19 protein-coding genes are annotated in these 21,138 nt (G+C 66.3%); 12 read left to right on the forward strand and 7 right to left on the reverse strand.

Going from position 1 to position 21,138, the window contains the following annotated elements:
* Positions 1-17: 17 nt before the first annotated feature.
* The gene (locus AC1RQC_RS24670; RefSeq protein ID WP_492884916.1) at positions 18-1,733 is read right to left on the reverse strand and encodes a carboxylesterase/lipase family protein; all 1,716 of its coding nucleotides are present in this window, start codon (positions 1,731-1,733) and stop codon (positions 18-20) included.
* A gap of 430 nt (positions 1,734-2,163) precedes the next feature.
* Here AC1RQC_RS24670 and AC1RQC_RS24675 point away from each other — a divergent pair, with 430 nt between their 5' ends.
* The 9 genes from AC1RQC_RS24675 (at position 2,164) to AC1RQC_RS24715 (ending at position 13,576) form a co-directional block, all read left to right on the forward strand.
* Positions 2,164-4,317 (forward strand): hydantoinase/oxoprolinase family protein, encoded by a 2,154-nt coding sequence (locus AC1RQC_RS24675; protein WP_492811966.1) that lies wholly within the window; start codon positions 2,164-2,166, stop codon positions 4,315-4,317.
* Entirely contained in the window at positions 4,314-6,035 is a 1,722-nt protein-coding gene (locus tag AC1RQC_RS24680; protein WP_492884918.1) for a hydantoinase B/oxoprolinase family protein, read from the forward strand. The genes AC1RQC_RS24675 and AC1RQC_RS24680 overlap by 4 nt, the downstream gene beginning before the upstream one ends.
* A 101-nt stretch (positions 6,036-6,136) precedes the next feature.
* On the forward strand, positions 6,137-7,768 hold the full coding sequence (locus AC1RQC_RS24685; RefSeq protein WP_492884920.1) for an ABC transporter substrate-binding protein: 1,632 nt from the start codon (positions 6,137-6,139) through the stop codon (positions 7,766-7,768).
* A 23-nt stretch (positions 7,769-7,791) separates the two neighbouring features.
* A complete protein-coding gene (locus tag AC1RQC_RS24690) occupies positions 7,792-8,778 on the forward strand; it encodes an ABC transporter permease (protein WP_492371253.1) in 987 nt (328 codons plus the stop codon).
* Positions 8,779-8,939: 161 nt separating this feature from the next.
* Complete coding sequence (locus tag AC1RQC_RS24695; protein WP_492371284.1) at positions 8,940-9,770, forward strand: ABC transporter permease; 831 nt, start codon at positions 8,940-8,942, stop codon at positions 9,768-9,770.
* An 88-nt stretch (positions 9,771-9,858) separates the two neighbouring features.
* Complete coding sequence (locus AC1RQC_RS24700; RefSeq protein WP_492371254.1) at positions 9,859-10,926, forward strand: ABC transporter ATP-binding protein; 1,068 nt, start codon at positions 9,859-9,861, stop codon at positions 10,924-10,926.
* Complete coding sequence (locus AC1RQC_RS24705) at positions 10,904-11,686, forward strand: ATP-binding cassette domain-containing protein (protein WP_477134589.1); 783 nt, start codon at positions 10,904-10,906, stop codon at positions 11,684-11,686. The genes AC1RQC_RS24700 and AC1RQC_RS24705 overlap by 23 nt, the downstream gene beginning before the upstream one ends.
* 130 nt (positions 11,687-11,816) lie before the next feature.
* A complete protein-coding gene (locus AC1RQC_RS24710; RefSeq protein ID WP_492884922.1) occupies positions 11,817-12,689 on the forward strand; it encodes a transporter substrate-binding domain-containing protein in 873 nt (290 codons plus the stop codon).
* Between the two features lie 77 nt (positions 12,690-12,766).
* Positions 12,767-13,576 (forward strand): transporter substrate-binding domain-containing protein, encoded by an 810-nt coding sequence (locus tag AC1RQC_RS24715; protein ID WP_492884924.1) that lies wholly within the window; start codon positions 12,767-12,769, stop codon positions 13,574-13,576.
* A gap of 122 nt (positions 13,577-13,698) precedes the next feature.
* On the opposite strand, the gene pcp is transcribed toward AC1RQC_RS24715, so the two are convergent.
* A complete protein-coding gene (pcp, locus tag AC1RQC_RS24720) occupies positions 13,699-14,346 on the reverse strand; it encodes a pyroglutamyl-peptidase I (protein ID WP_492826654.1) in 648 nt (215 codons plus the stop codon).
* Positions 14,347-14,443: 97 nt separating this feature from the next.
* On the opposite strand from pcp, the gene AC1RQC_RS24725 reads away from it, so the two are divergent.
* The 3 genes from AC1RQC_RS24725 to AC1RQC_RS24735 all read left to right on the forward strand — a co-directional run bounded on the left by AC1RQC_RS24725 (position 14,444) and on the right by AC1RQC_RS24735 (position 16,092).
* Positions 14,444-15,382, forward strand: coding sequence for a LysR family transcriptional regulator (locus tag AC1RQC_RS24725; RefSeq protein ID WP_492811977.1), 939 nt, complete (start codon positions 14,444-14,446; stop codon positions 15,380-15,382).
* A gap of 66 nt (positions 15,383-15,448) precedes the next feature.
* A complete protein-coding gene (locus tag AC1RQC_RS24730; RefSeq protein WP_492811979.1) occupies positions 15,449-15,580 on the forward strand; it encodes a type II toxin-antitoxin system PrlF family antitoxin in 132 nt (43 codons plus the stop codon).
* A complete protein-coding gene (locus tag AC1RQC_RS24735; protein ID WP_492811981.1) occupies positions 15,577-16,092 on the forward strand; it encodes a type II toxin-antitoxin system YhaV family toxin in 516 nt (171 codons plus the stop codon). The genes AC1RQC_RS24730 and AC1RQC_RS24735 overlap by 4 nt, the downstream gene beginning before the upstream one ends.
* 31 nt (positions 16,093-16,123) lie before the next feature.
* On the opposite strand, the gene AC1RQC_RS24740 is transcribed toward AC1RQC_RS24735, so the two are convergent.
* The 5 genes from AC1RQC_RS24740 to AC1RQC_RS24760 form a co-directional block, all read right to left on the reverse strand.
* The gene (locus AC1RQC_RS24740) at positions 16,124-16,420 is read right to left on the reverse strand and encodes a XapX domain-containing protein (RefSeq protein ID WP_492371260.1); all 297 of its coding nucleotides are present in this window, start codon (positions 16,418-16,420) and stop codon (positions 16,124-16,126) included.
* A gap of 78 nt (positions 16,421-16,498) precedes the next feature.
* Positions 16,499-16,939 (reverse strand): DoxX family protein, encoded by a 441-nt coding sequence (locus tag AC1RQC_RS24745; protein ID WP_492884926.1) that lies wholly within the window; start codon positions 16,937-16,939, stop codon positions 16,499-16,501.
* Positions 16,940-16,981: 42 nt separating this feature from the next.
* Complete coding sequence (locus AC1RQC_RS24750; protein ID WP_492371262.1) at positions 16,982-18,847, reverse strand: amidohydrolase; 1,866 nt, start codon at positions 18,845-18,847, stop codon at positions 16,982-16,984.
* A 155-nt stretch (positions 18,848-19,002) separates the two neighbouring features.
* Positions 19,003-19,824: an alpha/beta fold hydrolase gene (locus AC1RQC_RS24755; RefSeq protein WP_492884964.1), complete on the reverse strand. Its 822-nt coding sequence runs from the start codon at positions 19,822-19,824 to the stop codon at positions 19,003-19,005.
* A 217-nt stretch (positions 19,825-20,041) separates the two neighbouring features.
* The gene (locus tag AC1RQC_RS24760) at positions 20,042-20,728 is read right to left on the reverse strand and encodes a hydrolase (protein ID WP_492371263.1); all 687 of its coding nucleotides are present in this window, start codon (positions 20,726-20,728) and stop codon (positions 20,042-20,044) included.
* Positions 20,729-21,138: the final 410 nt, after the last annotated feature.

Raw genomic sequence — 21,138 nt, forward strand, 5'->3', positions numbered from 1 at the left:
CCGGCGCGCGCCGGGCGTCAGTCGCGCGTGAACGACACCGGGAAGCTGTACTCGTACAGCGGGATACCCGCAAACGCGGCGCGTGCGCGCGCGGCAGGGTCGCGCCGTGCCTCCCATGACTTGCCCAGCAGCGCGGTGGTGCGCGCCGAGCCGTCGTAAGGCGCCCAGCCCGCTACCACGCCGCTGCCCGGCTTGCCGGTGCGTGCGAACTGCGCCCAGATTGCCCCCATGTGGTCGCGCACCTCCAGCTGGTCGGCGCTGTCTTGCACCAGAGGCCTCGCCGCGTCCAGCGTGCCGAAGATGAACGGCACCTCCGACGTATGTGCAGCCCCCAGGACGCCGCCGCGCGCCGGCGATTGCCAGTCGAATTCGTAGGCATAGACCGGCGCGCCATTCTGCGCGGCCTTGCGCTCGGCCACGGCCAGCGTCGGCAGGCGGTAGTTGTAGTCGCCGGCAATGCGGATCAGCAGTTCGCTGGGCGTAGCCTTGCCGTCTAGGTCGCGGTAGGCATCGATCAGCCGAGCGGTGCCGGCGTCGTCGAGCTTCAGGAAGCGCTGGATGCGCTGACGCGCCTGGCCGGCGCTCAACGAGAAATTGCGCGGGTCGGCGGCGAGGAAGAACGTGGCCTCCTGCGCGGCATTGCCGATCAGGACCGGAACGTCCGCCGACAGCGGCGATGCCACCGGGTCGAACGGATCGTCGACGAACACCTTGCCGTCCAGCGTGGGCCGGAACTCGCTGACGCCGCCGGCGGCGCCGGACACCTTGGCGAATGCGGCCACCAGTTGCTCCACCGGCAACTGGCGCAGGCGGCCCGCGTTGGCGGCGGTCAAGCCGAACTCACGCAGGAACGCATGCGCGGCGCGTGCCGCCGCATCCGGGCCTGCCAGCTTCCAGGCGCCGGAGCCGCTCTGCACGATGGCCCGCTGGATGTAGCCGCGCGCGGCGGGCAGCCCCAGCAGCGCCGTGACCTTGGCCGCGCCGCCCGACTGGCCGAACACCGTGAGGTTGGCCGGGTCGCCGCCAAACGACTCGGCATTGGCCTTGATCCACTTCAGCGCGGCAAGCTGGTCGAGCGTGCCGAGGTTTCCGGATTCGGCGGACAACTGTTCGGGATGCTCGCCAGTGAACAGCCCGCCCAACACGTTGAGGCGATGGTTGACGGACACCACCACCACGTCCTGCGATGTCGCCAGATGGCTGCCATCGAAGCCCGCCGACGTGCCGGCTCCGATGGCGAATGCCCCGCCGTGCAGCCACACCAGCACGGGGCGGCGCTGATTGTCACGCAGCGCGGGCGTGAACACCGACAACGACAGGCAGTCCTCGCTCGCCGGAATGCCCGACCAGTACCAGGCGAACTCGACCGGGCTGCCGACTTGCGGCTGCGGCGCGGAAGCACCGCCTTCCAGGGCATCGCGAACGCCTGCCCACGGTTGCCGCGCGACGGGCGGGCGGAAGCGGTTGTCGCCAGCTGTTGTCGCCGCATAGGGCACGCCCTTGAAGACGAACGCGCCGCGCGCACGCGTGCCGCGCAGGCGGCCCGATGTGGTATCGACGACCGGCTCGGCGGTGCCCGATACCGTGGCGCATGCCGACAGCGCGCCCAATGCGGCAAGGCTGGCCCCGGCGCGCGCGGTGCTGAGAAGGAAGATGCGCCGGGAGGTGCGTCGGGAAGTGCGAGAAGCGGTACGAGAAGCGTTGGGAGAGAAGGGCGGGACGGCGAGAGTCAAGGTGGATTCCAGTGAGCGCCATGGCGGGCAGGCCGGCTTACGCGGACCCGGCACGGCAATAGGCGACGATCCTAGCCGCGCCGCAATGCCTTGCATACGAAGGTTCGCTCATATGGGTATTTGCCGACGTGCGAAGGCCCGGCCGGGGCGCGACATAGTCTCGCGCGCGCGTTGGCGCAAGGATGGATTGCGTCTATCCATAGCCATTGACACAACATAAGCAAGCGCGAAATCCTTCGTTCCGATGTGCCGCCGCGGCCGACTATGCTGCGCGCTGGCTTTCAGCGAAGTCCGGCGCTTGCTCCCTGCCTTCAGGCAGGGGAGATGTATCTATCCAGGGGAAGTTCCCGATGGTCGTCGTTTGTCGAGTGCGCTGCGGCACCCCGCCGCGAGGGCTGAATCCAGATATTCCCACTCCATGAACAACGGCATGCCTGCAGACAACCAGAATTCACATCAGGCGAGCGTGCGGCTCGCTGTCGACGTTGGCGGCACCTTTACCGATACCGTCCTGCTGGCCGGCACGCGCCGCTACACCAGCAAAGTCCTGACAACGCCGGCCGCGCCCGAGAACGGCGTGATCCACGGCGTACAGGACCTCCTGGCCAGCGCCGGGCTCTCGCTGGCTCAAGTCGACCTCTTTATCCTCGGCACCACCCTTGCCACCAATGCGCTGATCGAACGCAAGGGCGCGCGTACCGCGCTGATCACCACGGCGGGATTCCGCGATCTGGTCGAGATCGGCTGGGAGGATCGTTTCGCGCAGTACGACATCTTCCTCGACAAGCCAGCACCGCTGGTGCCGCGCTACCTGCGCTTTGGCGTACCGGAGCGCGTCGACGGCCGCGGCAACACGCTGCTGTCCCTCGACGAGGAGGCCGTGGCCGCGCTGGTGCCGCAGTTCGAGGCGCAGGGCGTGGAAAGCGTGGCCGTCACCTTCCTGCACAGCTATGTGAATCCCGCGCACGAGCAGCGAGTGCGCGCCATCCTGGGCGAGCTGGCACCGCATCTGTGGGTCTCGCTGTCTTCCGACGTGTGCCCGGAGATCCGGGAGTACGAACGTTTGTCCACCACCAGCGCCAATGCCTATGTCCAGCCGCTGGTGGCGGGCTATCTCGGACGCCTGCGCGAGCGCGTGGCCGCGTTGGGCCTGCGCAGTCCGCTCTTCCTGATGACATCGGGCGGCGCCATTACCAATATCGAAGCGGGCATCGCGCAGCCGGTGCGGCTGGTCGAATCCGGTCCCGCCGGGGGCGCCATCCTGTCGCGCCGGGTGGCGGAGCAGGGTGGCATCGGGCGCGCGCTGTCCTTCGACATGGGTGGCACGACCGCCAAGATCTGCTTTATCGACGACTACCAGCCGCAGATCTCGCGTAGTTTTGAATTCGGCCGCATGCACCGGCACCTCAAGGGATCGGGCTTGCCGATCCGCATCCCGGTGATCGAGATGGTGGAGATCGGCGCGGGTGGCGGATCGATCGCCCGCATCGACGCGCTGGGCCGCGTGCAGGTCGGCCCGGATAGTGCCGGTTCCGAGCCCGGCCCGGCCAGCTATGGCTTGGGTGGCAGCGCCGCCACGGTGACCGACGCCAACTGCGTGCTGGGCCTGCTGGATCCGCAGCGCTTTGCCGTGGGCAAGGTGGCGCTGCAGCCGGAGCTCGCGCGTGTTGCGCTTGGCACCGATATCGCGCATGGACTGGGTACGACACCGGAGTTCGCCGCGCTGGCGGTGACCGAGATCGTGACGGAGAACATGGCGAACGCTGCCCGCGTCCATGCCACCGAGCTCGGCAAGACGGTGGAGGACTACACCCTGATCGCGTTTGGCGGCGCCGCGCCGTTGCATGCGGCGGCACTGGCCAGGCGGCTCGGCATCCACCGCGTGATCGTTCCCCAATCCGCCGGGGTGGGGTCGGCGCTGGGTTTCCTGTGGGCACCGATTGCTTATCAGGCGGTGCGCAGCTTTTATCAACGCCTTGACGCCTTCGACGCAGCGGCAGTCAATGCCGTGCTCGGGCAGTTGGCGGCCAGCGCGCGGGATATCGTCAGCCAGGCCGCACCCGGCCAGGCATTGGGCGAACAGCGCCTGGCGTACATGCGCTATGCAGGCCAGGGGCACGAAATTCCCGTGCCCCTGCATGCACAGGTTCTGCGCGCGGCAGATGCGGCGGCGCTGGGCGAGAGCTTCGAGCGTGCCTATGCCGCCCTGTACGGCCGCACCTTGCCCGGCAACCCGGTCGAGATCATCAGCTGGTCGATCAATGTGAGTACCGCGCAGCCGGCGATTGCACGCGCGGGGCAGAGCGTGGCGGCGGGCGCCGCGGCGGTGGCCAGCGGTGGCCAGCGGATCCTGTTCGACGGCGAGCACGGTGCGGGGCGCGAAGTACCGGTGTACGAACGTGCCGCGTTGTCCGGCGGCTCGCCGATACACGGCCCCGCGCTGGTGGTGGAGGACGAAACCACGACCGTGGTGCCGGCTGGCTTTGCCTTCTCGCTGGATCCGGATGGCCATCTGGTGCTCGCGGCGTCGATACCTGTCCCGGCCCAAGCGGGCCTTACCGATCTTGTGGAGGTGGCGCAATGAGCCCGGCCAATCCCGTAGTCACCCATGCCGCGCTGCGCGGCACCATCCACGCCCAGTTGATGTGGAACCGGCTGCTGTCGGTCGTGGAGGAGCAGGCGCAGACCCTGATCCGCACGGCCTTTGGCACCTCCACGCGCGAAGCCGGGGATCTATCCGCCGGGGTGTTCCTGCCCGATGGCCGCATGATCGCGCAGGCGGTCACCGGTACGCCGGGGCACGTCAACTCGATGGCCGAATCGGTCAAGCACTTCCTGCGGGCGTTTCCCGCCGCAACCATGGCCGAGGGCGATGTCTACCTTACCAACGATCCATGGAAGGGCACCGGCCACCTGTTCGACATGACCATGGTCACGCCGGTGGTGCGCGCGGGCCAGGTGGTGGCGCTGTTCGCCTCGACCCTGCACGTGGTCGATATCGGCGGCATCGGTGCGGGTCCGGATGGCACCCAGGTCTATCACGAAGGCCTGTTCCTGCCGATCCTGAAGCTGTTCGACGCAGGCCAGCCCAATGAAGCCGTGTTCGACATCGTGCGCGCCAACGTGCGCGAGCCGGTGCAGGTGATCGGCGACCTGCATGCGCTGGTTGCCTGCAACGAGATCGGCGGGCGCCGCTTGCGGACGATGATGGATGAGTTCGGACTCGGCGACCTGCATGCGGTGGGCGAGTACATCATCCGCCAGGCCGGCCAGGCCATGACCGCCGCGATCGCCGCGTGGCCCCACGGCACCTGGCACAACAGCATGACCATCGACGGCTATGAAACGCCGATCACCCTGCAGGCCAGCCTGACCATTTCGCCGGACGGCATCGACGTGGACTTCACCGGCTCGTCGCCGGTGGTGGCGCGCGGCATCAATGTGCCCAAGGCCTATACCGACGCCTATACCTCGTTCGGCATCCGTTGCCTGATCGGCGCTGATATTCCCAACAACGCCGGCTCGCTGGCTCCCGTGCGCGTGCATGCGCCCGAGGGTTCGATCCTGAATGCGCCGTTTCCTTGCGCCGTGACCGCGCGCCACATCATCGGCCAGATGCTGCCGGACGTTGTGTTTGGCTGCCTGCGCCAGGCGCGCGCTGGCGTGGTGCCGGCCGAAGGTTCGTCGAGTCTGTGGAATATCCAGCTCTCGGGCGGCCAGCCGCTGGCCGGCGCTGGCGCAGGCGAGCTGCTGCAAGGCCGGCGCTTCGCCATCACCAGTTTCTCCACTGGCGGCACCGGCGCGCGTCCAGGCAAGGACGGGCTGTCCACCACGTCTTTCCCCAGCGGGGTGCGCAATGTGTCGGTGGAAATCCTGGAAACGGTGAGCCCGCTGGTGTTCTGGCGCAAAGAGTACCGTCCGGATTCGGGAGGCGCCGGGCAGCAGCGCGGCGGCCTGGGGCAGGTCATCGAGGTGGCCAACGCCGAAGGTGCGCCCATGGTGCTGGCTGCCGCGTGGGATCGCCTGCTGTTTCCGGCGCGGGGCGCCGATGGCGGCCTGGCCGGCGCGCCCGGCCGGGTCTCGCTTGCCTCTGGCCAGGCCCTGAGGGGAAAGGGCCGGCAACTGGTGCCGGGTGGCGAGCGACTGGTGGTGGAAACGCCAGGCGGCGGTGGCATCGGCAACCCCGCGGCGCGCGATTCGGAGAAACTGGCGGCGGATCTGCGCAACGGCCTGGTCAGCGCCGCGCAGGCGAGCGCCAGCTATGGCCTGGATGCCGCGCCGGGCAATGCCGCATTGGCATGAAGGATTTGCCTCACCTCCCTACGCCGGCTCGCGGCGCTGCCGCGGGCCCGGCGGTGCCCGGCACCGCCATCCATCCGCATTTTCATCAGGATCTCCCACTCATGTCTTCAAAGCCTTCGTTGCCCAAACTGCATGAACGCTTGCTGTCCGGTGTGTTGTCGGCAGTGCTGGTTGTCTCGCTAGGCATTGCCGGGCTGCCGATACCGGTCGCGCACGCCGCGCCCGCGCCAGCTCACGGTGGCACGCTCAACCTCTTGCTCAACTACGAGCCGCCCACGCTGGTGTCGCTTGCCAATGTGGCCACGCCCGCACTCAGCGTCAGTGCCAAGGTGACGGAAGGCCTGCTGGAATACAACTACGACCTGACCCCGCGCTCGCAACTGGCCACCTCGTGGAGCATCAGCCCGGACGGCAAGCAGTACACCTTCCATCTGCGCAAGGGCGTCAAGTGGCACGACGGCAAGGACTTCAGCTCGGCCGATGTCGCGTTCTCGATCCTGCTGCTCAAGAAGGTCCACCCGCGCGGCAGCAGCACCTTCGCCAACGTGACGGAGGTGAAGACCCCCGATCCCTACACCGCGATCATCGTGCTGTCCAGGCCCGCGCCTTACCTGATCAAGGCGCTGGTGGCCACCGAATCACCGATCGTGCCCAAGCACATCTACGAGAACACGGACGCCATCGGCAATCCCAACAACAATGCCCCGATCGGCACCGGCCCCTTCCGTTTCAAGGAATGGGTGCGCGGCAGCCACATCGTCTATGAGCGCAATCCGGACTATTGGGACAAGCCCAAGCCCTATGTGGACCGCGTCGTGGTGAAGTTCATCCCTGATCCGGCCGCGCGCGCCATTGCCTTCGAGACCGGCGCGGTGGACCTGGGCTACCGCACACCGGTACCGCTGTCCGATCTGGCGCGGCTGAAGAAGGTGCCCAAGCTGATGTTCGAGACGAAGGGCAACAGCTACTCCTTCAATGTGACGCGACTGGAGTTCAATCTCGACAATCCGTACTTCAAGAACCTGAAAGTGCGCCAGGCGGTGGCACAGGCCGTCAACCGAGATGTGGTGCTGAACACGGTCTACTACGGCTACGGCACCCGAACCGCATCGCCGATCGCTCCCGGCCTGAGCGCGTTCCACGACAATACGCCCACGCCTTACCCATTCGACACGAACGCGGCCGACAAGCTGCTGGATGAGGCCGGCTATCCACGCAAAGGCGGCGCTCCGCGCTTTCGCGTCACGCTGGATTACAACCCCATCAGCGAGGACAGCAAGCGCCTGGCCGACTACCTGCGCTCGGCGCTGGGCAAGGTCGGCATCGACGTGACCATCCGCTCGCAAGACCTGCCGGCCTTCGTCAAGCGCATCTATACCGAGCGCGACTACGATTTCACTGTGAATGGCGCGAGCAACCTGTTCGATCCCACCGTCGGCGTGCAGCGTTTGTATTGGTCCAAGAACTTCAAGAAGGGTGTGCCGTTCTCCAACGCAACCCACTACAGCAATCCAGAGGTGGACCGGTTGCTGGAGGACGCCACTTCCGAGATCGACCCCGCCAGGCGGGTGGCGCAGTTCAAGCAGTTCCAGCAGATCGTCGGCAAGGAGGTGCCCGATCTGAACCTCGTGTCGCCGCAGTTCATCACCATCGCCAACACGCGGGTACATGACCATTCGCTGACTGCCGACGGGGTCGAGTCCAACCTCGCCAACGTCTACCTGGACAAATAGTCCGGCCGACCGGGCGCCACACCATGCCAACCTTGCTACGAATCGGATCGGCCCTGCGGCGCACGCTATGGCGCGCGCTGCCCACCGCCCTGGGCGTGATCGTCTTCAACTTCCTGCTGCTGCAGCTGGTGCCCGGCGATGCCGCCGACGTGCTGGCGGGCGAGTCCGGCTCGGCTACCGAGCAGACCATGGCGTTGATACGGGCCCGCTTTGGCCTGGACCAGCCGGTGCTGCACCAGTTGCTGGCCTACCTGGGCCACCTGGCACGCTTCGACCTGGGTTTCTCGCCACGCTACAACATGCCGGTGGCGGACCTGATCCTGGCGCGCCTGCCCAATACGCTGCTGCTGACGGGCGCCGCGCTGTGCATCGCGCTGGCGCTCGGCGTGGCTTGCGGCGCTGCCATGGCCGCGCGCGTGGGCACCTGGGTGGATCGCGCACTCTCGCTCGCGGTGCTGCTGCTGTACTCGGTGCCAGGCTTCTGGATCGGGTTGATGGCAATCGTGCTGTTCTCGGTCCATCTGGGCTGGCTGCCCAGCGAAGGCACCGGCACCATCGGCGCGGAGCTGGGCGGGTGGGCGCGGCTTGGCGACGTGGCCAGCCACCTGGTGCTGCCGGCACTGGCAATGTCGACGTTCTTCATCGCCATCTACGCGCGCTTGACGCGCGCCGCCATGCTCGAGGTACAGCGCCAGGACTTCGTGCGCACCGCTGCTGCCAAAGGGCTGCATCCGCTGCGGGTATCCGTGCGCCACGTGCTGCGCAATGCGCTGATGCCGATCACGACGGTGGCCGGCATGCACTTTGGCGCCTTGTTGGGCGGCACGGTGGTGATCGAGACGGTATTCAGCTGGCCCGGGCTGGGCCGTTTGGCGCTGGAGGCGGTGATGGCGCGGGATTTCAGCGTGCTGCTCGGCGTGCTGTTGCTGTCGTCCTTCTTGGTGGTGCTTGCCAATGTGCTGGTCGACCTCTTGCAAGCATGGCTGGACCCGCGCATCAAGAATGCCTGACGCACCAAGCACGGCATGGCGGGATCGCCGATCAACCGAATCGCGGAGCGCCATACAAGGCGCGTATTGATATGAGTTCCATGTCTTCCTCCGGGCCGGCCGGCGCGGCTGGCACCGCAAACACCACCTCCGTGGACGTATCGCAGGCGGGCACTGCGCGCATGCGCGCGCTGCGCATTTTCCTGCGCAACCCGGCCGCGCTGGGCGGCGTACTGGTGCTGCTGACGATGGTGTCAATGGCCGCGCTCGCCGGCGTGCTGTTTCCCGGCGATCCGCTTGACATGGTGGGCCAGCCCTTCCTGTGGCCCGGCGCAGATCCCGCCTTCCCGTTCGGCACCGACTCGCTCGGCCGCGATGTGCTGGCCGGCATCGTGCACGGGGCGCGCGTGTCGCTGCTGGTGGGGCTGGCGGCGGCGTCGCTGAGCCTGTTGATTGGTATGCTGGTGGGCGCCGTGGCAGGCTACTTCGGGCACGCGGCCGACGCCGTGCTGAGCCGGCTGATCGAGCTGGTGCAGACGGTGCCGAGCTTCTTGCTGGTGATCGTGATCGTGGCCATCGGCAGTCCGTCTGTCACCACCATTGCGCTGGCGATCGGGCTGGCCTCCTGGCCCACGGTGGCGCGCCTGGTGCGCGCCGAGTTCCGTACCCTGCGGGAGGCGGATTTCGTGCTGGCTGCACGCAGCGTGGGCTACCGCAGCAGCCGCATCATCGTTGCCGAGATCCTGCCCAATGCGCTGCCACCGGTGATCGTCACCACCTCGGTCATGGTGGCCAGCGCCATCCTGATCGAATCGGCACTCTCATTCCTGGGCATGGGAGATCCCAATGTCGTGAGCTGGGGCAGCATGATTGGCGCCGGCCGCGAGGTGCTGCGCAGCGCCTGGTACCTGAGCGCGCTGCCGGGGACCGCCATCATCCTGACCGTGCTGGCGCTGAACCTGGTGGGCGATGCACTCAACGATGCGCTCAACCCTCGCCTGCGGTATGACTGAGATATGACTGAGATATGACTGTGACCGATGCCAGAAAGGCCGGCCGTGGCCTTGCCGCCGTGCATGCGGGCGCACTAGGGGAGAGCGCATGAGCGCACTGTTGGAAGTCGAGAAACTGGAGATCCGCTTCGGTACCCAGCCCGTGGTGCATGACCTGAGCTTTGCCATCGAAGCCGGGCAGACCCTCGCGCTGGTGGGCGAATCGGGCTGCGGCAAATCGGCCACCGCGCTGGCACTGATGCAGCTGTTGCCAGCTCCTGGGAGAATCAGCGGGGGGAGCATCCGCTTTGCCGGGCAGTCTTTGCTGGGCTTGCCGCCACCGGCGCTGCGCGACCTGCGGGGGCGCGCGATGTCGATGATTTTCCAGGAACCGATGAGTTCGCTCAATCCGGTGATGCCGGTGGGCCACCAGATTGCCGAAGTGCTGCGCCGGCATCAGGGCTTGTCGCGCCGCGCGGCGCGCGCGCAGGCCATCGAGCTGCTGGACCTGGTGCGTATTCCCGCCCCGGCGCAGCGCGTGGATACCCATGCGCACAATCTGTCGGGCGGCCAGCGCCAGCGCGTGATGATCGCCATGGCGATCGCCTGCAAGCCGCAGCTGCTGATTGCCGACGAGCCCACCACCGCGCTCGATGTGACCATCCAGGCCGAGGTACTGGCCCTGCTGGATACGCTGCGGCGCGAATTGTCGATGGCGTTGCTGCTGATCACCCATGATCTCGGCCTGGTGGAGCAATGGGCCGACCGCGTAGTGGTGATGTACGCCGGTCGAAAGATGGAAGAGGCGCAGGCGGGCGAGCTATTCGCAGCCCCGGCCCACCCATACACGCGCGGCCTGCTCGACGCCTCGCTGCGGCTGGATCAGGGCAGGTTCTATCGCGACACCCGGCTTGCCGAGATTCCCGGCGGCGTGGAGTCCGCGCGGCAGGCTGCTGGCTGCCCCTTCGCGCCGCGCTGCGCGCAGGCGCAGGCGCAGTGCCTGGTACGGCCGCCAAGGCCAGAACCGCTGCGCTCAGCGGTATACGAACAGTCCCGCGTTGCGCCGCCGGGCGCAACGCTGCACCACGTGGCCTGCGGGCCCGCTCACCGCGGTGCCGCGCCAGGCTATTATCAGAGCGAGAAACAGGATTCTCATGCCGCTGTTGTCAGTCATTGATCTGCATACCCGCTACGCCACCCGCGCGGGCGTTACCCATGCGGTAAGGGGTGTGTCCTTTGACATTGCCGCAGGCGAAACCGTGGGGCTGGTAGGCGAGTCCGGCTGCGGAAAATCGACCCTCGGAAAGACGCTGCTGCAACTGGTGCCCGCCACTTCCGGACGCGTGCTGCTCGACGGTGTGGACCTGGGCGCCTTGAAACCGGGGCCGCTACGCGCATTGCGTCCCCGCGTCCAGATGATCTTCCAGGACGCTTACGCGTCCCTCAACCCGCGCCGCAGCGTGCGCGACACGCTGGAGACGATACTGCGTGTGCATGGCGTGTCCAACGCGAGGGAGCGCTTGCGGCAGGTGGCGCTGATGATCGACCGGGTGGGCCTGCCGCTGTCGGCGCTGGGGCGCTATCCTCACGAGTTTTCCGGCGGCCAGCGCCAGCGCATCGGTATCGCGCGCGCCTTGCTGCTGCAGCCCGACCTGGTGGTCTGCGACGAGCCGGTGTCGGCGCTCGATGTGTCGATCCAGGCCCAGATCCTGAACCTGCTGGTTGACTTGAAGCGCGAGTTCGGCCTGGCCTACCTGTTCATTTCGCACGATCTCGCCGTGGTGCGCTATCTGGCTGACCGCGTCATGGTGATGCAGGCGGGGCAGATCGTCGAAAACGCGCCGCAGGAGCAGCTCTGGAATTCTCCGGTGCATCCCTACACGCGCGCACTGATTGCGGCCGAGCCCGCGCCTGCACGCCGGGCGCGCGCGGCCTAGCTAAGCCGGGCGGGGTTCCGGGCCCTACCTGGAGTCGCGCATATCCATATCCGAAACCCTTTCTTGTGATCGTCTGGGCGATCCAGCAAGATCCCCGCTTCCCCTTCACTTGCCTCGGTGCGTAGCCCGCATGAATTCCGTTTTCCGCTTCCCGTTCTTTCCCCAAATCGCAGCCGCCGCCTTGCTTTGCCTGGCGGTGGGCGCCGCCCATGGCGATGCCACGCTCGACAAGATCAAGCAGCGCGGCAGGATCAGCGTCGGCATCGACGGCGCCAGCCCGCCGTTTGGCTTCATGGACACGGCTACCGGCAAGGTTGGCGGCTACCAGACCGACCTGGCGAGCGATATCGCCAAGCGCCTGGGGGTGCAACTGGAGACCGTATCCGTTACCGCCAACACGCGCGTCCAGTTTCTCAATACCGGCAAGGTTGACCTGTTGATCGCCAATATCCAGTGGACACAGGAGCGCAGCGAAATCCTCTCTTTCGCGCCGACGCCTTATGACCTCATCGGTGGCGCCGCCATGGTGGCCAGATCGAGCGGCATCCATCGCTGGGAGGATTTGCGCGGCAAGATCGCGTGCGTATCGCAAGGCAGCAATTTCGCCAGGCCGCTGCAGGAAACCTACGGTGCCATCGTCAAGGGGCTGCGTGGCATTCCCGAATCGTTGCTGGCCCTGAAGGGAGGCTCCTGCGCCGCCTCAGTGCATATCCAGCCGGCGCTCTACCAGACGCTGCATGGCCAGGGCGCTGCCGAATGGAAGGACTATGAGCTTGCCACGCAGGACCAGCTGATCCCGTCACCCACTGTGGTCTGGATGCGGCGCGGCGAGACCGATACGCAGGCGTTCGTCGACCAGGCCATCCGCGACTGGCACCGCTCCGGCCTGCTGCTGCGGACCGCGCGCAAGTATGGCGTGCCGGATGCCTACATCAAGACCCGTAACCAGAAGGCACAGCAGGGCGAATTCGACCATGCGCCCTTCGAGCAATCCAGGAAGTGACATTGCAGATGCTGAAAACCTTGCGTTCCCACTCCCATTCCCGTTTCCCTTTCTGTTTCCGTCTCCCCTCGCGTGGCGTGCGTGCCGCGCTGCTGGCCGGCCTTGCCCTGGTGGCCACTGTCGCGCATGCCGATGCCACGCTCGACAAGATCAGGCAGCGCGGCAAGCTCGTGGTCGGCGTGATCCTGTCCGGCCCGCCCTTCGGCACCATCGACCCGGCCACGCAAAAGCACATTGGCTATAACGTGGAGTTGTCCGAAGGCGTGGCCAGGGGCCTTGGCGTAACACTGGAGACCATCCAGGTGCAGCCTTCGAACCGCGTGCAGTTCCTCCAGCAGGGCAAGGTCGACATCCTGATCGCCAACATGCAATGGACGCAGGAGCGCAGCGAGATCCTGTCCTTCGTGCCCACGCCCTTTGAGGAGGTCGGTGGCGCGGCCATCGCCAGGAAGGGGAGTGGCATCGCCAGGTGGGAAGACACAAAAGGCAAGCCGGTCTGCGTTTCGCAGGGCAGCAACTTCACCAAGCCGCTGGCCGAGCAGTATGGCGCGCAGATCAAGGCTTTCCGCGGCCAGCCGGAGTCGCTGCTGGCGCTCAGGGGCGGCAATTGCGTGGCGGCGGTGCATGTGAGTCCGACGCTGCGCGACCTGGTGGAGAACAACGCCGACTGGAAGGACTACGAGATCGTTTCGCCACGCGACCTGATCCCATCGCCATCGGTGATCTGGGTGCGTAAGGGCGAGACCGATACCCAGGCCGCCGTTGACCGCATCGTGCAGGACTGGCATCGCACCGGCTGGCTGATTGCCGTAGAAAAAAAGAACGGCATGACGCCCACGCCGCTGCTGCGCCAGCTGCACGAGAAGTTTCGCAAGACTCCCGCCTGAGGCGACGCGCACATGGCAGAGAATCGCTACAGCGCAGAAAGCCTGCGCACCCAGGCCGAGACCATCCTGACTCTCGGTGCCGGTCTCTGCGCAGGCTCGGCAATGCCGAGTTCCTGGCCATTTCAGTGCAGCGCGCCCGCGCCTTCTCGGATGTCCTGCTCCACAGCTAGCGTAGTCGCCACTATTACCCGGACGCCGGCAATCAGCGTATCGAGCGCAAGGCTGGGAGCGCCTGGATGGCGCGCCGCCATTTCAGGCAAATAGGGTACGTGGACGAAGCCGCCGCGCAGGCTGGGCCGGCACTCGGCAATGTAGTGCGATAGCCCATAGAAAATCGCGTTGCAGTTGTACGTGCCGGCGGTTTGCGACACCGAGGCGGGCACGCCATGTTGACGGAGAGCGCTGACAATGGCCTTGATCGGCAGGGTGGAGAAATAGGCCGCTGGCCCGTCGCTGACCACCGGTTCGTCGACTGGCTGGCGCCCTTCATTGTCGGGGATCCGTGCATCGACCACATTGATCGCGACGCGCTCTATCGAGATATCGCTGCGGCCGCCGGCCTGTCCGAGGCAAATGACCACGGTCGGATCAAGCTCCTCGATGGCGCGCTGCAGGACCTGGTTCACCTTGCCGATCACGCACGGCAGTTGACGGGCGACGACGCTCGCCCCATCGATGGACTCGCCGTCGAGCGCACGCGCCGCTTCCCATGACGGATTGATTGTTTCGCCATCGAAGGGCTCGATGCCGGTGAGCAAGATCTTGGTCATTGCAGGCTCCAAACCTGGTTAGCTGGTAGATCCGCAAGCATAGATCTGCCGGTATGAATTCTTGAAATGGATAATCAATATCCGTAGTATTGGAATCATGAATTTAGCTTCCATCGACCTGAACCTGCTGGTGGCCTTCGAGGCAGTGTTCGAGACGGGTAATGTCACGCTAGCCGCGCAGCGTTTGCACAGAGCCCAGCCGTCGGTCAGCAACGCGCTGAGCCGCCTGCGCACGCTGTTTCAAGACGAACTGTTCATGCGGACCGCGGCCGGCATGGTGCCTACCGAACGGGCCATGGCCCTGATGCCGTCCATCGGCCAGGCACTGACGCAGATCCGCGAGGTGCTGGACCAGGGCGCCGGCTTCGATCCCGCGACGGCCAGGGGCAAGCGCTTCACCATCGCCGCCAGCGACTATGCCGATATTGTGGTCGTGCCACATATATTGGCGCGGCTGCGTCGCCTGGCGCCGCACACCGACCTGCGCGTCGCCAAGCTTGATCGCGCTGCCATCTACAAGCAACTGGATGAAGGCGTGCTGGACATGGCCATCGGCGGCCACCTGGCGCCGCCAAAACGCATGCTTGTCACCCATCTGTATGAGGAGCAATTCGTTTGCATCGCTGACCGCCGCCATCCGCGCCTGCGCCGGCACGCGCTGGATCTGCAGACCTTCATCGAGTTGCCGCATGCGCTGTTCGTGCCGAGCGATGACGGTTCCACCCGCGGCGTGATCGATGAGAACCTGGCCAGGCTGGGAGTCAGGCGACGCGTGGCGGCGACCTTCGCCCACATTATTGCGTTGCCCTATGCCGTGCAGAACACCGACCTCGTCGCAACGCTCGCGCGGCGAGCAGCGTTGCCATTGGCAGGCCGGCAGATCGCGCTGCATGCGCTGCCACCGGAACTGGGCGAAAACGCGTTCAGCATAGACATGGTCTGCAGCCGCCGCGTGCTGGGTAATGCCGCGCTTGAGTGGCTACGCCGCATCGTCGGCGAAGCGGTGGGCGATATGGAGAGGAAGGACGCGGTCTAGCTTCCGCGCATGCAGCGGTGAGCCAGGCTCGCATTCGTCCCGGCCTAGCCTTGGGGATTGTGCATTGTGGCCATTTCGGCTCTTGTTCTGGCGGCGCGCCTGCAGGCCGTCGATGCCGGTTTTGTGCGGCGCATCCAGTCGCTGGTCGGTGGCATCGAAGTTGATCTTGATGCCACCCTTTCGGCAGACGATGAATGAGCGCGAGTCAGCCTGCGCCTTTGGTCATCAACGGTTGGACCGTTTTCGCCCATCCCTTGTTTCTCGCTCAGCTTGAGGGGCTGACCCAACAAGTCGAAGCGCTCAAGCAAAGAGACCCAACCGGGTACGTGAAGAAGAACGCCAGCAAGCGGCTGGCGGCGATCACCAGGTTGGCGTTCGAGGTGATCGCGCAGGAGCCGGCACGGCCGGAATACCGGCAGGGCGGCACTCTCGGCGACGATCACAAACATTGGTTCCGGGCCAAGTTCTTTCAACAGTACCGGCTGTTCTTTCGCTACCACGCGCAAAGCAAGGTAATCGTATTTGCCTGGGTTAGCGACGAAGACACCAAGCGCGCCTGCGAGAGCAGCGACGACGCCTACCGCGTATTCCGCAAGATGCAGGAGAGTGGCCACCCTCCGGACGACTGGAATCAGCGACTGGCCGAGGCGCGCGCAGAAGGTCTGCGCTTGCAGCGGATGGCTGCGGGAGCAGCGCAGGTGCAGCCTTGAATCGCCGGAAGGCTTGGCTTGTGAGGCGGGCTCAGCGCGAATCGATGGGGCCGCTCGGCGCTGGTGGTATGTCGTTGCGGGCCGCGGCCAAGGTTGCCGGCGGCGGTGCGCCGGTGATCTTGGGTACGCACTCCGTGTGGAACCAGGCGGCGGTGACGGGCTCGCCGGCCAGCATGCGCTTGATTGGCGGCACGACTTGCTCGCCGATCAGCATGCCGAGCAGCCCGATCAGCGCGACCACGGGCGGGGCGGGCGAGCGGACCTGCAGCAAGGCGTAGATGATGCCGACGAGGATGCCGGCGCCAAGCGAAACGATATAGAGCTTCATCGCATTTCCAGTGTTCTGTGTTCAGTGTTCTGTGTTCAGTGTTCAGCGTGGGTTGCCGAGCTCGCGGCATGGCCAGCCTCATGCCGTTTGCCCGGCCGCGCGGCGGCAGAGGTCTTCCCACGCCACCAGTACAAAGCCGCCGACCAGGCCGATATGCTCGAAAAAGGCGTTGGCCATCATGAACTGCTCGGCTGGCGGCGCCGCCCAGAAGCGGTTGGCCAGCAGGGTCGCCAGCAGCGTGAAGACCGCCAGCGCCAGCGCGCCGAGCCAGCGGTAGACGCCACACAGGATCATCAGCGACGCGCCCAGCTCCAGCGCGATCACCGCGGCGGCCAGCGGCGCCGCCGGCGCGAGGCCGAAGTGCTGCATCTCGCCGATGGTGCCGGCGAAGTCCATGGCCTTGACCAGGCCACCTTGCAGGTAGGCGGCGCACAGCGCCAGCAGTGCAAGCGAGCGCAGCCAGGACGGGAGCGGGACGGCGCCCGCCGCGCAAGGGTGGGTGGAGGCAGAAGGGCGCATCTTGGAGTCTCCCTGGCAGGATGCGTGGATCGGACGCGCGTCTCAGAAGGCCCAGCAGGAACAGCCGAGCGCGCCCCAGAATGTGCTTTCGTCCGACGCAGGCACGCCGGCCGTCCACGCGTTCGCATGGCCGTGGCCGTGCACGCCGCAGGCACTGGCGCAGGCGCACGCGGTGTTGAGCGCGAGCGCTTTGGCCTGCGGCCGTGGCTGGTAGCCGCCAGCGTGGCGCACCGGCGACCAGTCCGGCATGGCGGGCGGCAGCGCCGGCGCGAGCTTGTCAAAATCGCCGTCGCCGTACACCACCTTGCCGCCCAGCACGGTCATCACCGAGGTGATGTCCTGGATATCGTCTCCGGGCACGCTGAAGTAGTCGGCGGAGAGCACCGCCAGGTCGGCCAGCTGGCCGGCCTTGATTTGGCCCTTCTTGCCTTCCTCGGAGGAGAACCAGGTGTTGGCTTCGGTCCACAGCCGCAGCGCCGTGTCGCGGTCGAGCAGGTTGGCTTGCGGATACATCGACAGCCCGCCCACCGTCTTGCCGGTCGTCAGCCAGTACAACGACACCCACGGGTTGTATGAGGCCACGCGCGTGGCGTCGGTGCCGGCGCCGACCTTGACGCCGCGCTCGAGCATGCGCTTGATCGGCGGCGTGGCCTCGGCCGCGCGCGCGCCGTAGCGTTCGACGAAATACTCGCCTTGGTAGGCCATGCGGTGTTGCACGGCGATGCCGCCGCCCAGCGCCGCGATGCGGTCGATGTTGCGGTCCGTGATGGTCTCGGCGTGGTCGAAGAACCAGTGCAGGCCGTCGAAGGGCACGTCCTTCGCCACCTTCTCGTAGACATCCAGCGCGCGCGAGATGGTCTCGTTGTAGGTGGCGTGCAGGCGCCAGGGCCAGCGGTTCTCCGCCAGCAGGCGGATCACCGGCTCCAGGTCGCCTTCCATCGACGGCGGCATGTCGGGCCGCTCGACGCGGAAGTCCTCGAAGTCGGCGGCGCTGTAGACCAGCATCTCGCCGGCGCCGTTGTGGCGGTACAGGTCGTCGCCCTGGCCGGGCTTGATCTGCTTGGACCAGCCGCTGAAATCGCTGAGCTCGTCCTTGGGCTTTTGCGTGAACAGGTTGTAGGCCAGGCGCACCGTGAGCTGCCCGTCCTTGTGCAGCTCCTCGATGATGTGGTAGTCCTCGGGGTAGTTCTGGTAGCCGCCACCAGCGTCGATGACGCCGGTCACGCCAAGACGGTTCACCTCGCGCATGAAATGGCGCGTGGAGTTCTTCTGGTATTCGGGCGGCAGCTTGGGGCCCTTGGCCAGCGTGGCGTAGAGGATGGTGGCGTTTGGCTTGGCGAGCAGCAGGCCCGTGGGATTGCCGGCCTTGTCGTGCACGATCTCGCCGCCCGGCGGGTTCGGCGTGTCCTTGGTATAGCCCACGGCGCGCAGGGCGGCGCCGTTGAGGATGGCACGGTCGTACAGGTGCAGGATGAATACCGGGGTATCCGGCGCCGCCGCATTCAGCTCCTCGATGGTGGGCAGGCGTTTTTCGGCGAACTGATGCTCGGTGAAGCCGCCGACCACGCGCACCCACTGCGGGGCGGGCGTGCGCGCCACCTGGTCCTTGAGCATGCGCATGGCATCGGCTAGCGAGCGCACGCCGTCCCAGCGCAGCTCCATGTTGTAGTTCAGCCCGCCGCGAATGATGTGCATGTGGCTGTCGATCAGCCCGGGAATCGCGCGGCGGCCTTGCAGGTCGACCACCTTGGTGGCGGCGCCGGCCAGTTGCATGATCTCGTGCCGGGTGCCGACGGCGATGAACTTGCCGTCGCTGATGGCCACGGCTTCGGCCTGCGGATTGGCGCGGTCGAGCGTGGCGAACTTGCCGTTGACGAGGATGAGCTCGGGCGTGCTGGTTTGGGTCATGGCGAAACTCCGGCCGGCGGCAGCCGCGCCGAGCGCGGCGGCGCCGGCGATGAACTGGCGGCGGGTCAGTGAGACGGAAGGCGAGGAGGACCGGGAGGCATCGGATGAAGACAGGCCGTCCCGGCCTGTCTGCTGGTCGCGAGACGGCGTGTTCATCAGGCCGAGAGGAAGGCCAGCAGGTCGGCGTTGACCTTGTCGGCTTGCACCACGCACATGCCGTGCGAGCCACCCGGGTAGACCTTCAGCGTGGCGTTCTTGACGATCTTGGCGCTGAGCTTGCCCGCATCGTCGATCGGCACGATCTGGTCGTCATCACCGTGCAGGATCAGCGTCGGCACATCAATCTTCTTCAGGTCCTCGGTGTAGTCGACTTCCGAGAATTCCTTGATGCACAGGTACTGGCCCAGGATGCTGCCGGTCATGCCCTGCGCCCAGAACGCATCGATGGTGCCTTGCGAGACCTTGGCGCCGGGACGGTTGAAGCCGAAGAAGGGCACCGCCAGATCCTTGAAGAACTGCGAGCGGTTTTCAGCCGTGTTCTTGCGGATGCCGTCGAACACGTCCATCGGCAGGCCGCCGGGGTTGGACGGGGTCTTGACCATGATGGGCGGCACCGCGCCGATCAGCACGGCCTTGGCCACGCGCCTGGTGCCGTGGCGGCCGATGTAGTGGGCCACCTCGCCACCGCCGGTGGAGTGGCCGACCAGCGCCGCACCCTTCAGGTCCAGCGCTTCGATCACCGCTGCCAGGTCGTCGGCATAGGTGTCCATGTCGTTGCCCTTGGCGGGCTGGTCGGAGCGGCCATGGCCACGGCGGTCATGCGCGATCACGCGGAAGCCGTGCTGCACCAGGAACAGCATCTGCGCGTCCCAGGCGTCGGCATTCAACGGCCAGCCGTGCGAGAACACGACCGGGCGGCCGGTGCCCCAGTCCTTGTAGTAGATCCGGGTGCCATCCTTGGTGGTAACGGTGTTCATGCTGCGTGCTCCGGTATGGTGGGATGCGGCGTGGCCCTGCGGCTTGCCGGCGGCAACGGCGGCGGTGCTGCCCAGGGCCGCGAGGGCGGCGGCACCGGCCGTGCTGGCGCCGGAAACCAGCAGCTCGCGCCGCGCTGGGTTCTGGGCCATGCCTTGCTGATTGGATTGCGCGCTCATGCTTGTCTGCCCGAGAGATAAGGGTGGTGTTGGCGGCGAATCAGCGGGCCGGTACCGGCGCGAGCGACTCGTGCGGCGTGGCGGTACGTTGCTCGGCCTTGTGCACCATGGTGTAGGCATAGTCCACGCCCATGCCGTAGGCACCCGAGTGTTCCTTGACCAGTTTCATCACGGCGTCATAGCTGTCACGGTGCGCCCAGTCGCGCTGCCATTCGAGCAGCACCTGCTGCCAGGTCACCGGTACCACGCCGGCCTGCACCATGCGCTGCATGGCGTAGTCATGCGCTTCCTTGCTGGTGCCGCCGGAGGCATCGCCAACCATGTAGATCTCGTAGTCGCCTTCGAGCATCGCGCACAGGGCGAAGGTGGTGTTGCAAACCTCGGTCCACAGGCCGGCGACGACGACCTTCTTGCGGCCGTTGGCTTTCAGCGCGTCGCGCACCTTCTGGTCGTCCCACGAGTTCATCGAGGTGCGTTCCAGCGTCTTCTGGCCGGGGAATACGTCGAGCAGTTCGGGGTAGGTGTAGCCCGAGAACGACTCGCTCTCCACCGTGGTGATGGTGGTGGGGATATTGAAGATCCTGGCCGCCTTGGCCAGCCCGACCGCATTGTTCTTCATGGCCTGGCGATCCATCGACTGCACGCCGAAAGCCATTTGCGGCTGATGGTCGATGAAGATCAGCTGGCTGTTCTGCGGGGTCAGCACTTCTAGCTTGGGATTGGTCATGGTTCTCTCCTGAAGTTGGGTTGGCAGGATCGTGCAGGCATGGCGCGGCACAGGCGACGGACGGCCGATCCTTGGTCGGATGCAGCGCGGGAGTGTGGCGGAGCTCTGCGCAAGCACCTCGAACGAAGGTTAAAGCTGCATGGTGCTCATCGCCATTGTCTCTTCGTATTAGTCAGCCGCTGTGGGGCGTTATGGGCAGGGCTGGCACGGCGGGCTGCTGCTGGTCAGGCGCGGATCAATGCGCCCGCGTGCGGGAATCCCGTGGAATTCCCGTCCCTTGACGCCGATATGGCCAAGACCCGGAAAGGAGATGGGCGCAGCGCCGGGCCAAGCGCCGTTCTGCGCTGCGTCCGGGGCCGGGAATACCTGCCGCCAGGTCAGCGCAAGGCTAGGCGCAGGGGGCCGGGGGC

The organism is Cupriavidus sp. GW822-FHT03E04 (assembly GCF_058801495.1).